The organism is Exiguobacterium sp. s48 (assembly GCF_018617395.1).
In the GTDB taxonomy this organism is placed as follows: domain Bacteria; phylum Bacillota; class Bacilli; order Exiguobacteriales; family Exiguobacteriaceae; genus Exiguobacterium.
In genome coordinates this window covers 1,544,212-1,557,601 of record NZ_JACSKC010000001.1, presented here as the reverse complement: position 1 = coordinate 1,557,601, position 13,390 = coordinate 1,544,212, and the positions used below count along the sequence as shown (strand labels likewise).

At 47.7% G+C, this 13,390-nt stretch carries 10 protein-coding genes and 1 pseudogene; 9 read left to right on the top strand and 2 right to left on the bottom strand.

The window, feature by feature from the left end; genetic code table 11:
• Positions 1–5: 5 nt before the first annotated feature.
• The 8 genes and pseudogenes from KNO66_RS07920 (at position 6) to KNO66_RS07885 (ending at position 10,397) form a co-directional block, all read left to right on the top strand.
• Complete coding sequence (locus KNO66_RS07920) at positions 6–809, top strand: ABC transporter permease (RefSeq protein ID WP_214741907.1); 804 nt, start codon at positions 6–8, stop codon at positions 807–809.
• A gap of 10 nt (positions 810–819) precedes the next feature.
• Positions 820–1,593: pseudogene (tagH, locus tag KNO66_RS07915) on the top strand (teichoic acids export ABC transporter ATP-binding subunit TagH); the annotation flags it as partial.
• 163 nt (positions 1,594–1,756) lie between these two features.
• Positions 1,757–2,857 (top strand): non-hydrolyzing UDP-N-acetylglucosamine 2-epimerase, encoded by a 1,101-nt coding sequence (gene wecB / locus KNO66_RS07910; protein WP_214741905.1) that lies wholly within the window; start codon positions 1,757–1,759, stop codon positions 2,855–2,857.
• An 81-nt stretch (positions 2,858–2,938) separates the two neighbouring features.
• Positions 2,939–3,415, top strand: coding sequence for a hypothetical protein (locus KNO66_RS07905; protein ID WP_214741904.1), 477 nt, complete (start codon positions 2,939–2,941; stop codon positions 3,413–3,415).
• A 39-nt stretch (positions 3,416–3,454) separates the two neighbouring features.
• Positions 3,455–4,885 carry an MBOAT family O-acyltransferase gene (locus KNO66_RS07900; protein WP_214741903.1) on the top strand — a complete coding sequence of 477 codons (1,431 nt, stop codon included), beginning with the start codon at positions 3,455–3,457 and terminating at the stop codon, positions 4,883–4,885.
• Positions 4,886–4,897: 12 nt separating this feature from the next.
• Positions 4,898–6,118, top strand: coding sequence for a DHHW family protein (locus KNO66_RS07895; RefSeq protein WP_214741902.1), 1,221 nt, complete (start codon positions 4,898–4,900; stop codon positions 6,116–6,118).
• 39 nt (positions 6,119–6,157) lie between these two features.
• A complete protein-coding gene (locus KNO66_RS07890; RefSeq protein WP_214741901.1) occupies positions 6,158–7,471 on the top strand; it encodes a glycosyltransferase family 4 protein in 1,314 nt (437 codons plus the stop codon).
• A 259-nt stretch (positions 7,472–7,730) separates the two neighbouring features.
• On the top strand, positions 7,731–10,397 hold the full coding sequence (locus tag KNO66_RS07885; protein ID WP_214741900.1) for an immunoglobulin-like domain-containing protein: 2,667 nt from the start codon (positions 7,731–7,733) through the stop codon (positions 10,395–10,397).
• Between the two features lie 40 nt (positions 10,398–10,437).
• Here KNO66_RS07885 and KNO66_RS07880 read toward each other — a convergent pair whose 3' ends face one another.
• Positions 10,438–10,731 carry a hypothetical protein gene (locus KNO66_RS07880; RefSeq protein ID WP_214741899.1) on the bottom strand — a complete coding sequence of 98 codons (294 nt, stop codon included), beginning with the start codon at positions 10,729–10,731 and terminating at the stop codon, positions 10,438–10,440.
• Positions 10,732–10,917: 186 nt separating this feature from the next.
• Between KNO66_RS07880 and KNO66_RS07875 the strand changes: the two genes are divergently transcribed.
• A complete protein-coding gene (locus KNO66_RS07875) occupies positions 10,918–11,418 on the top strand; it encodes a YdcF family protein (RefSeq protein ID WP_214741898.1) in 501 nt (166 codons plus the stop codon).
• A gap of 20 nt (positions 11,419–11,438) precedes the next feature.
• Here KNO66_RS07875 and KNO66_RS07870 read toward each other — a convergent pair whose 3' ends face one another.
• Positions 11,439–13,274, bottom strand: a complete 1,836-nt coding sequence (locus KNO66_RS07870) for an acyltransferase family protein (protein WP_214741897.1) — start codon at positions 13,272–13,274, stop codon at positions 11,439–11,441.
• Positions 13,275–13,390: the final 116 nt, after the last annotated feature.

Below are 13,390 nucleotides of genomic sequence, written 5' to 3'. Positions count from 1 at the left end.
GGTGAATGAACATGTTTAAATCCGCGAAAGCTATTCTTTCAGAGCTAAAGTCGAGCTTGTACTTGATTTTCCGTCTCGCCACATATGAGACGCGAAGTAACAACTCGATGCAGTACCTCGGATTTTTATGGGAGTTCGTGACACCGTTATTGCAGATTGGAGTATATTGGTTCGTATTTGGATTTGGTATTCGGAGCGGCAGGCCGGTTGACGGCGTGCCGTTTCTGCCATGGTTGGTCGCAGGGATTGTCGTCTGGTTCTTCGTAGCCGCGGCGATCACTTCGACGGCCCGGTCCGTCTATTCGAAAATCGGCATGGTCTCCAAAATGAGCTTCCCAATCTCGACGATTCCGGCATACGTCTTGCTCGCACTCTTCTATCGCCACGTGGCGTTAGTCGGTGTATCGTTTATCTTGATGTGGGCATTCGGATTCCCGATGGGGCTGCATTCTTTATGGTTTATCTACTTGGCGTTTAGTGCACTCGCACTACTGTACTCACTCGCCTTGATTACGTCTGCGCTCACAACGATTGTGCGTGACATTCAAAACCTTCTTCAGTCGATGATGCGGATGTTGATGTATTTGACACCAATCTTTTGGATTCCGCCGGCGAAGCTTGCGAATATCCTACAAATCAACCCGCTCTACTATTTAATCGAAGGATATCGGTCGATGTTCCTCGGAACCGACTGGTTGGCGAATAACTGGGCTTACGGTCTCTACTATTGGGTCGTTGTCATTGTTCTCTTCTTCGTCGGGTCGATGATTCATTTGCGCTTCCGTCGACACTTCATCGATTACATTTGAGGAGGACCTTATGTACCAGGTTAAATTTGAAAACGTATCGAAACGATATACGCTTTATAACAAACCGTCTGACAAGCTGAAGGAAATCTTCTTTAGTAAAGCAGGGGGCAAACAGTTTTATGCGCTCCGTAATGTCTCGTTTGAAGTTCCGCCTGGAGAAGTGGTCGGGATTATCGGCATCAACGGGTCAGGGAAGTCGACGATGTCGAACTTGCTGGCTGATGTGATGCCACCGACCCACGGGAAAATCGAACTTCACGGGAAGACGGCGTTGATCGCGATTTCTTCTGGTTTGAACGGCAACTTGACAGGGCTCGAGAACATCGAGCTCAAAGGCTTGATGCTCGGGATGACGAAACAGGAGATTATCGATTTGACACCGGCGATCATTGAATTCGCTGACATCGGTGACTTTATCAATCAACCGGTCAAGACGTACTCGAGCGGGATGAAGTCTCGTCTCGGATTCGCCATCTCGATCAATGTCGACCCTGATATTCTCGTCATCGATGAGGCACTCTCAGTCGGGGACCAAACGTTCACCGACAAGTGTCTCGCTAAGATGAACGAGTTTAAAGATCAAGGGAAGACAATCTTCTTCATCAGCCACTCGGTCTCACAAGTCCGCCAATTCTGTACGCTCGGCCTTTGGCTTGAGTTTGGAGAAGTGCGCGAGTATGGACCGGTCAATGAAGTCGTTGGGGAGTACAACAAGTTTTTGAAATGGTTCCGCAACTTGTCAAAAGAACAGCAAGATTCGTTCAAAGCCGATAAGCTCAAACGTCGTACGACGGTCGTCGATGCGACAGAGCTCGGGGAGACGTATATCTTACCGCCTTTGACAGAAGAACAACTACAAACACGCCATTCGTCGGTCGCAGTATCGAACGAAGCGTGAGCAATTGGGAGGAGGAAGCACGGCGAAAGTAGACCGTGCGAAACGACCTATGAAAAAAGTCATGACCGTCTTTGGGACGCGACCAGAAGCCATCAAAATGGCACCACTCGTACTTGAGTTGAAAAAACGTGAAGGGGTAGAGCCGATTGTTGTCGTCACAGCACAGCACCGTCAAATGCTTGACCAAGTGCTCGAGCTGTTCGAAATCAAACCGGACTACGATCTCGACATCATGAAAGACAAGCAGACGCTTTATGATGTCACATCACGCGTATTGAAAGGGATGGGCGAAGTCATCGCTGAAACGAAACCAGACATCGTCTTGGTCCACGGGGACACAACGACGACATTCGCGGCATCACTCGCAGCTTTCTACAACCAAGTCGCAGTCGGTCACGTTGAGGCTGGCCTGCGCACACACAACAAATATTCACCATTCCCGGAAGAGATGAACCGCCAATTGACGGGTGTCATGGCTGACCTTCATTTCGCACCGACAGAAACGTCGCGTGACAACCTCCTTCGTGAAGGCAAGAATGAAGAGACGATCTTCGTCACAGGGAACACGGCAATCGATGCACTCAAAACGACAGTACGTGACGACTATGCGAGTGAATTGCTCGATAGCATCCGTTCGCAAGGTCGTCGTCTCGTCATGTTGACGGCGCACCGTCGTGAGAACTTGGGTGAGCCGATGCGTAACATGTTCCGCGCGGTTCGTCGCTTGATCGAGAAGTATGACGATATCGAAGTCGTGTATCCGGTCCACATGAACCCTGTCGTTCGTGAACTCGCTAACGAGATTCTTCACGATGTCGAACGTGTTCATTTGATCGAACCACTCGACGTCTTCGACTTCCACAACTATGCAGCGACATCGCACTTGATCTTAACGGATTCAGGTGGCGTTCAAGAAGAAGCACCATCTCTCGGTGTACCTGTCCTTGTCCTTCGAGACACGACAGAACGTCCAGAAGGTGTAGCGGCAGGAACGCTCAAACTCGCAGGAATCGAAGAAGAGAACATCTTCTCACTCGCGGACGAGCTCTTGTCTGACGAAGCGGCATATAAAGCGATGTCACAAGCATCGAACCCCTACGGTGATGGTGAGGCGTCACGTCGAATCGTCGATGCTATCCTTGCCAACTAAATGAAAACGAATAGAGTTGTTTTGTGCCCGGCACAGCAACTCTTTTCTATATCATCAACCTAATGATTCGGAGGTGCTTATATGTCAACGAAGCGAATTCGTCCTGCGATTTACCATTATTATCCGCGTGGACCACACAAGAACCATATGTCGATGCGCGAAGAAGAGTACAAAACAGAGGTTACGTTTTTGCCTCAATCGCTTAAGGATTCGATTTATGTACAGTTGTTTGATTTGAAATTTGAAATTCCTCCATCGAAAATCTTTTTGGCAGACGCCAAAATGGATGAAGGGGAAGAGATGGAGGTCAACACATCCGTTTATGTCGAAGGCGACCGCGCCATCCGACTGGAATTGTACGTTATGCAGTATTCAGACGAGGAGCGTTTATCGAATAAACGCTTTATGCTCACATTGAACCCAGGGGAGAACCCCGTCAAAGAAGTTGTCAAACAGATGGATGGAGCCAAGTATTTTAAGATGTCTTATAAATACATCGTTGAGACACTCGATCCAATCACAGTACGTTTCGATGACCTCTATGTGACATTCCGTTAAACGCGGAATAAGTCTTAAGGGAGAAAGGGACCATACGGTATGTTATTTAGTTCCACAGTATTCTTATTTTATTTCTTACCGGTCGTGTTGTTGCTGTATTTTGTGTCACCACGCTGGTTAAAAAATACGATTTTACTTGTCTCAAGTTTGTTCTTCTATGCTTGGGGTGAGCCACGCTTTGTACTCATTATGCTCGCTTCCATTGTCATGAACTATGCGTTCGGTTTCATGGTCGACAAATATCGTGACGATGCGAAGAAAATAAAGTGGACGATGGTACTTATGCTTCTCGGTAACCTCGGGATGCTCGGCGTCTTCAAATATGCGAGCTTCTTCGTTGAGAACGTCAACTCGGTATTCGGCTTCTCATTGAATGACCCGGAGATTCCACTTCCACTCGGGATTTCGTTTTTCACGTTCCAAGCAATGAGTTATGTCATCGACGTGTATCGGAACGATGGACGACTCCAGAAGAACTTGTTTGACTTGGCACTTTATGTCTCGTTCTTCCCGCAGTTGATTGCCGGACCAATCGTCCGCTATCAAACGGTGGCAGATGAGATTGTGGACCGCCGTGAGACAGTCGATGACTTCGTCTCGGGGATTCAACGATTCGTCATCGGTCTAGGCAAGAAAATGATTTTGGCCAATAGTTGCGGTTATGTGGCCGATCAAGTGTTTAGTCAATCGGCAGGGGACTTGTCGACGACACTCGCTTGGATTGGAATCATTGCCTACTCGCTCCAAATTTACTTTGATTTCTCCGGTTATTCGGATATGGCGATCGGTCTTGGTCGGATGTTTGGGTTCCATTTCCTTGAGAACTTTAATTATCCGTATATTTCAAAATCGGTGTCTGAGTTTTGGCGTCGTTGGCACATCTCGCTCGGAAGCTGGTTCCGGGACTACGTATACATCCCGCTCGGCGGAAATCGACAAGGTCCTTGGAAGACATACCGTAACTTGACTGTCGTTTGGTTATTGACGGGAGTTTGGCATGGAGCGAGCTGGACATTCATCGCATGGGGACTTTACTATGGAATCTTCATCATGCTGGAACGAGCATTCCTTGGGAAATGGCTTGCAGCATGGCCGGCGTGGCTGGCGCACGCATTCACGCTATTCATCGTCGTCATCGGTTGGGTATTCTTCCGTGCCGATAACTTCACGTATGCGACAGAATATCTTCAAGTCATGTTTGGCTTGCACGGTGGGGAAGTGTTTGACCAAACCGCTTACTTCTATCTCGTTCAATACGGCGCTGTGCTTGTCTTGGCAATGATTGCCGCGACACCGATTCCGAAATTACTTGTTGCACATTTCTTGCGCCATGAAGTGAGTGTAGATCGTCCAGTTCTTGCGATGAGTGCCGGCTTGATGCGTGCGGTCTACATCTTGCTCATCTTTGCAGTATCGATTTCTTATGTTGTTTCGAGTACATTTAATCCATTCATTTACTTCAGGTTCTAAGGAGGGCTGATCATGATACAACAAACCAAAAGTGAACAAGTCCGTTCGAAAGAACGACGAATCTCTTGGGTGGTCAACAGTATAATGTTGATTGGCTTCCTTGGTACACTTTTTTATGGACTAGCCGTCTATGCGTTTGGGACAGAACAGGCTCGCTCGGATAGTGAGGGTCGAATGTTGGCACAACGTCCGGAGCCTACTGTCGAGACAATCATGGATGGCTCGTATATGGAGGGCGTTGAAGCATCGGCGAATGACCAGGTCTTCGAACGATATCTGTGGATTGAGACACAGGCTTGGGTACAGCGCAATGTTCTTCAACAACAAATGAATAATGGTGTCATCAGTATCGATGAATTTTTATATTCACCAGATCCTGTAGCAAGTGACTATTCGTCACTTGGTGTGTTCTTTAAAAAGTTTAAACAAGAGATGGATGAAGCAGAGATTCCCTCTTATTTTGCATCAGCACCGAGTAAACCAGTCTATGCAACAAGACAAGGAATTTTTCCGGCTTACATCGAGTCAGCGGATGCACAAAACCGAGGACAACTTCACGAACGTCTAAAAGATAATGAAATTCCACTCATTGATTTAGAAGAGACACTCGGGGACAAAACGGCTAAAGAGATTTACTTTAAAACCGACCACCACTGGCGACCAGAAGGGGCGTTTCTCGCATACGGTCAAATCATGGACCGCCTACGCGAGCAGTTCCCGGATGCGCCTGTGCTGACAGCCGAGCAAATGGAGACGAAGACGGTCGATGGTCCGTTCTATGGGTCTCATGCCCGAGAAATCTCCATGCCTTACGTGGAATCGGCAGATACGTTTACGTATTTGGAACCAAAAGATGGATTCACGACGACTGTTTGTCGGAATGGTGATGATTGTGGACATCCAGTTCTCGATAAAGATGTTTTAAAAAATGCATCGAAGTTCACAAACTATTACAACATCTTCATGGGTGATAACTATGCCCAAGCAAAAATCACGCAGAAGAACCCTAAGAATGACTACCATCTTCTTGTTCTGAAAGATTCATATGCAAACCCGGTACTTGGATATCTTGGGGAATCGTTTGGAACGGTATCGGCATTAGATGTCCGTTACTTCGATGACTATGATGTCAGCATTGCCGACTATGCAAAAGAGAATGACGTAGATGCAGTATTATTCGTTCATAACGACCGCATTCGTGGTCTTGGTTCCATGTATCAACGAGGGCTTTAAGCGAATAAGTCGATTGTATATAAAAGGCAGGTGCGCAACATGAACATATTGCTACCGGTATTTTTTCACTCAGCAATGGGTGGACTTCATCGACATATTCTTTCATCTGTAAAAGCATTTATCCGAGAAAACCATCACGTCACCGTAGTATGTAAACCAGGTCCTTTTGCGGATGAGGTAGAGCGGCTCGGTGGTAAGGTGACTCGTACAGACTATTCGATTGAAGACGTTCAGCGTGTGATTGATGAGATCATGGGAAAATCATTTGATATTGTGTATGCCCATCCGTTTGATTCACGTCAACTTGGGCTCGCAATAGCAGAATCAAAGGCGATCCCGTTCGTCCTCGTCATCCATGGGATGTATTATGATGAAATCGAGCAATATCATTCGAGTGTCTCGCGTGTGATTGCCGTCTCTGAACAGATTGCGACCTATCTCGTGGAGCATTGTCCCGCCATCGAATCAAAACTCACCGTCATCCCGAATGGAGTCGATGATGCATTCGTGCCTGATGCGACGAGCGTGTCGTCAGAACGCGTGACGGGCCTATTCACTTCACGACTCGATGCGGACAAACTGTTTATTTTAGACGTCTTCTTAGACGCGCTAGAAGACGAGCGGGTCCGGTCTCTACCGATTGACTGGATCGTTGTCGGGGACGGGACACAACGGGAAAAATATGCATCACGTTATGAGGAAGCGCTTGAAGGGACCAGTCAAACGATAAAGTGGCTCGGTTGGGTCGAACAGGACGATTTACCCGAAGCGATGCGTCGTGCCGATTTCATCATCGCCCCAGGGCGCTCTGCCCTTGAAGGGATGGCAGTCGGGAAGCCAACGATTGCTGTCGGTAGTAAAAGCTATCAAGGATTGGTCACACCTTCGACGTGGAACGATATCGCGAGTACGAATTTCGGTGGTATCGGGACGAAGTACGATGGATATACATCTGGACAAATCGGTGATGCGATTCTCGAATTGATGGATGAGACAACGAGGCAAGAGCTTGGGCGTTTCTCGACTTCACTCGTTGATGAACATTTTCGGGATCAAGGTGCTCAACTGCTTCTCCTTAGTCTGCTTGAAGACGTGAGACAAGAAGGGGTCGAGGCAATCGATTTGGTTCATCGTTATCCGCACGTTCGTTATGATGAACTTCATGTCCGTCGCGCAAACAGGATTTGTTCTTGGAAATTGACGAATCGAGAGCAACGACTCGATGTCATGCGTGAGGAGCTCGAGGCAACGAAGCGACTCCTTGATGAACTTCAAGCAATTCAAGCGGAGCAGTCTGCTGAAATCAGTCAGTTACGACTAACCATACAGCGATTGTCCGATGCTACGGAATAAATATGGCGAAAGAGAACTTCACATCAGAAGTTCTCTTTTTGAATATAGCGAATTTCAGGTTTGGTCGAATGACATATAACACCGAAAGTATTATGTATCCACAATAGTAAAAATAAGTATTTATAATGTTACTTTAGTACCACTTATATTACAAAATTTACATAATATATTCGTTTTTGGGGTACATTTTACTATCAACTTAGAGGCACGCACATCATGTACACCTGTCGTCATTTTTTTTATGAAGGAGGATGCATGAATGAAAAAAGTCGTTGCCCTTTTTTTGTGTTTTTTCTTATTGGTCGGATTCACTGTCGTACCGGGATCTGGAGTTGAAGCAAGTTCATCATCCGTACAGCACGTGTTTTCTCCAAAATCGTATACCCATTATGGAGGAGTGACGTATGCGGCTAAAAAATTCACCTATCCAAAAAGCGTAAAAGTCAAATTATCCAATGGACGATATGCTTATCGAACGGTGAAATGGTCAAAAGTCAGTTTTCAAAAAGAGTATTTGAACCGAACCCAACGCGTCGTTGGAAGTGTTCAAGGAACAAGTAAAAAAGCAGTCTGGTATGTAAGAGTGAAGAACTATCCGGTCAAGATTTCAACACCGGTGATTCGTACGGTTGGAAAAGGCCAAGAGGCGAATTTGCCGACCAAGTTAACTGCTTATTTTGCGAATGGCCAACGTTCCACTTACAAATTGGAATGGGGTCCTGCTTATACAAGTAAGCTCGGAACCAGGATGGTCAGCTATAAGGCTCGCGGATTAAACTTATTCTTCAGCGGGAAAGCGAAACTTGTTGTTCGTGATGTTCATTTGACCCAACCTGTCTTTTCAATTTTGACAAACAATGAACAAATCCAAGCTATAGGAAAAATTCATTATCCTGCGCGAGGTGTACGGCACTACTTGATTGCTGAAAACCGAGAAACCAAAGTACAGTATAAAAAGTTGATTTATCCTGAACGAGATGGTTCTTACAAAGTGGCATCGCTTCCGCTTAAAGCTGCGTCATATAACATGTATGTTCAGTCGGGGGTCAAACGGACTTCTCCTGTTGTCGTGACGTTAAAAGGTGGACAAGTCCCTGGTGATACTGAAACAGATGTCCGTAACCTATTGAAGGGACTCCTGTTAAACATTCACGTGACAAATCCGTTACTGCAGGACATCGTCTTCCCGCAAATTGATGGTGTGACGTTCTCGATTGATTCAAACAACGATGCTTTGTCGAGTGCTGGTAAAGTGACAAGAGACACGAATGATACGCTTGTGACGTTCACGATTCAAGCAAAGCGCGGAGAAATCACAGAATCCATCACATATAACAACATCTTGATTCCAAAACGCTCCCAGACGGATGAGGAAGAGCTCGACCTTTTTTTAAACAGCATTCAAATCGATAATCCACTCATTAAAAACATTGAATTACCTTCTTATCCAGGTGTCGTCTTCTCGATTGACTCGAGCAATCCATCCGTCGTCTCCTCATCAGGTGTCGTCACACGAGGTGACCAAGATGTGTATGTGAATTTGACCGTAAAAGCGACGAAAAATTCAGTGGTGCGGACGAAGTCCTTCCCGAATATCCTCGTACCGAAGAAAGATGCATCGGCGGAAAGTCTCATCGATGATTACTTGAACCGACTCGTCATTTCGAGTCCGGTAACTGCAAACATCACACTCCCTCCACTCGCTGGAGCGACGGTGACGCTGACTTCTTCGAATCAAGCGGTCATCACGAACGGAGGGATCGTCACGCGCGGCACGACGGATCAATCCGTCTCACTCGTCGTGACGGTGACAAAAGATGGGGTGACCAAGACGAAAATCTTCCTCGGCCTGATCGTACCGAAGAAAGAAGGCGGAACTGAAGGGGAGGTAGACGACTACTTGGCAGGCCTGTCCATCACGAGCCCTTTGACGGCGAATATCATCTTACCACCATTCACAGACGGAACGGCGACGCTATCCTCATCGAATCCAGCGGTCGTCTCGAACGGAGGGGTCGTCACGCGAGGTACGACCGATCAAACGGTGTCGATCACGGTCAATGCGACGAAAGACGGTGTGACGAAATCACGCACGTTCTCGAACCTCATGGTACCGAAAGATGATGTGGCTTTAACGGCTGAGCTTGATGCAGCTTTGAATGCCATCAATCTTGGGAATCTCATTAACTTGTCGACCAACATCTCACTCCCGTCGGCATCGAATGGAATCAATGTCAGTTGGTCCTCGAATCAGCCTGTGATCATCTCGAACACCGGCGTGATTCAACAAGATCCGACCGAGTCGAAACCATTCATCTTGACGGCTTCCGTCACGAAGAGTGGATTGACACGGACGAAGACATTCAATGGATCGGTTGCTGCAAATGTTCAGTTGGTATTAGCAGACGATGTGACGAAAATCAAGTCGACATTTGGAACGCTGTATCCGGTATTTGACTTGTCGTTACCAACGAGCTTGAATGGTTCTTCGCTCACATGGACATCAAGCAATCCGGCGCTGATGACAAGTGCGGGGGATGTTCGTGAGACCGACATCGTTTCACCATTTACGTTATCTGTTGAGAATGCGAGCACGACCCAAATCATGAATATGTCGACGCAAGACGTTGATACAGGTCTACTCGGTGGGTTACTCGACACACTTGGAACGATTGTCAATCCGGTCGTCAATGCGCTCGGAGGAAACTCTCAAAGTGCAACTCTCCCATCACAGTATGGCGGTTTGCTTGGAATCGGAGCGAAGAGTATTACGAACTGGGAAAGCTCGCATCCAGACCTCGTGACGATTCAAGGGTATAACGTGACGATTAAACGTAGTCAGCAAGACCACTTAATTGTTCTGCGAGCAAAATATGAAGGAATCAATCAACCGATTCCAATCATCGCCAAATTGTCGAAGCAATAATAAAGAACGGAGTCGCATGGTTGCGACTCCGTTCTTTTGGTCAATGTGTTGTAAAGCGAGCTGGTCCAATCGAAGAGACGAGACGTGTCGCGGCACGTAAGCAATCCAGCTGTCTCGTATACACGTGACTCACATCAGAAAAGGCAGAGGGGAGATGACCTGAGTCGAGGGGACCTTGTCGCATATAAGGAGATTCCCCGGCGCCAAGCGGTGTCGGATGAATCACAAACTTATAGTGTGATGGGTCGAGCTCGATGACCTCAATCTCTGCAAACAGTCGTGCGTCGCGTGTATATAAGAAGCGGGTGGATAACCATTTATCTGAATCTGTCATGGTTCACCAGTCCTTCCTCAAGAAGTCTTACCTCCCTTATCATAAAACAATTTTTGGATATTTCAAATTAACTTTTCATATTTATGTAAATATATTTACTTGAAATTGTAAAAAAGAGTGGATTCGTGCAATCATTTCTATGTTTGAGTAAAGTTAGGGAAGAACGTACGAAGGCGGGGTGACAACATGAGAAAGAACGCGACAGGGACGTATCGGTTCGTCCTCATTCTTGGGGCGAAAGTGAATGGGACTAGACCGTCCCGAGCGCTCCAACATCGAATTGACGTGGCTGCCGCCTATGCGAAGGCACACCCTCATGTCGAACTGATCGCAACGGGTGGTCAAGGACCGGATGAAGGGATGGCGGAGGCACACGTTATCGAACGAGAACTGAAGGCGCAAGGGATTGATGCGACACGCATCCATGTCGAAGCGACATCGACGTCGACGATTGAGAATTTTGAGCACAGCCGTTCATTTTGGGATGGCACATCAGGTGTGACGATTGTGACGAATGATTTCCATGTGCCGCGCGCCCGTCTGATCGCGAGACTCTATTTTCAGCTCGAGAGCGATGCCCTATATGCGCCGACCCCTCAGCTTGCGAAAGGACGATATCTCATTCGTGAAGTATTGGCGTATGTGAAGCTGTTGGGACGATATGTATTCAGAAAAGAAAAAAACTAGGCTCTTGCACTCGCAAGAGCCTAGTTTAGTTGGCAACCGATTTCTTCGTTCAGCACATTTCCGAACGCTTCGGCACCTTCCACATTCAAATGGACCCCGTCACCTTCGAAATACGCTTCTTTCCCGATTGACCGTTCATGCCAATCGATGAGGGACACGTTCTCGTGCAGTTCACTGGCTCGGGCGAGTTTCTCGTTGACCTCGCTCTCCCATGGACGTGGGACGCGCGTATTGATCAAATAGATGTGGTCCGCTCGCTCGAACTGCTTGAGTAGCGTCTCGAGTTGCTCCATTTTGAAGGCACCGTTCGTCCCGAGATGGAGAAATACGACGTGACCCGGAGCGTTATACGATTGATATTGTGACGCAACTGGGATGGCGTCTCGAACTTGACGTCCGATTTGGGCGTCGATTTTCATATTTGGGAAGGCATCTGCCAAATATTCGTTCAATCCGAGCATGACCGAGTCCCCAATCGCGAGAGCCGGTGGACATGTCTGGATGTCTGGTTCCTCAGGTGGTGCCGTGTTCTCGTCAGTCGATGTCTCTTCAGATGGGACGTCTTCCGATTCTTCGGATTCCGATTCTTTCGGTACGTCCGGTCTTTCTTCTTTTGGCATCGGTACTTTCACGATTGGAATCTCATCTTGAACCGATTCTGGTTCTGTGAATGCCAAGATGGTCAGATTCCCAACGAGGACGAGTGAGAGTGCCGTCGCACACGCCGTGGTGACGAAGCGTGCGCTCGGATGCGTCGGTGTCGAGATGAGCTGGCGAAACGAATGGTTAAACCCGTTCCGGCGAATCGGTGTCTCGACGAAGCGATACGACAATTCGGCGATCAAGAGCGTCAATGCGACTTGTCCGACGGAAAGGAGCGGCGAGAACGTGCCGAGTCGTTCGAGCGGTGTCGACAGAATGATGACCGGATAGTGCCACAAGTAAATCCCATACGTTCGTGTGCCAATCACGCGAAGCCAAGCGCTTCCAAACAGTCGTGACCAGATTGTCGCCGGATGGGCGACGGCGGCAATCAATAGGGCGGATAAGAAGGCGACAAGTAGAAAGCCCCCATAATAAAGAAATGCGTCGTAGGCGTTGACATGACTGATGATGAAGACAATCCCAATGAGCGAGATTCCTCCTGTGACGTTTAACACGTGACGACCGATAGAAGGTATAACTTCTTTGAATGCATCCGGACGCCAACCAAATGCTAAAACAGCTCCCATGAGAAGACCGAACAATCGTGTGTCGGTTCCGTAGTAAACACGGCTCGGGTCGGCCTCGGGGACATATCGGAACGCCATCCAAGCGGCGGAAACGAATAAGAGTGTAGCGACCAATTGAAGCAACCGCTTCCGAAACGCGAGACCGACGAGTAAGAATAACGGCCAGACCGCATAAAACTGTTCTTCAATTGAGAGAGACCATAAGTTTTGAAGCGGTGACGGCTTTCCGAAACTCTCGAAGTACGAGACTTCGTGGAAGATATACCACCAGTTATTCACATAGGCGAGTGCTGCCAGTGAATCCTGGCGCACCGTATCGAGCAAGGAACGGTCAAACAGCGTCACATACGTCATGACGACCGACAGCATCAAGACGAGTGCCGGGAGCAATCGACGGAAACGCGCGACATAAAATGTTTTCAAATCGATTGTGCCCGTCTTCGTCCATTCCCGAAGCAAGATGCCGGTGATCAAATAGCCGGACAAGACGAAGAAGACATCGACACCGAGGAACCCCCCGGATATGTAAGGTACATTTAAATGATATAAAATGACAGCCAAGACGGCGAACGTGCGCAATCCGTCGAGACCAGGCATATACGTTGTATGTTTGAGTGGTTTCATGCCCCCCACTTCCTTTCTGGTAAAGCGGACATTTCCCTTTTTTTAGAATCCATTCTTCAGTATAACGAGTGGGGGAGAGGGAATGGTTTCAAAAGATTAACAATCAAATGATCTCG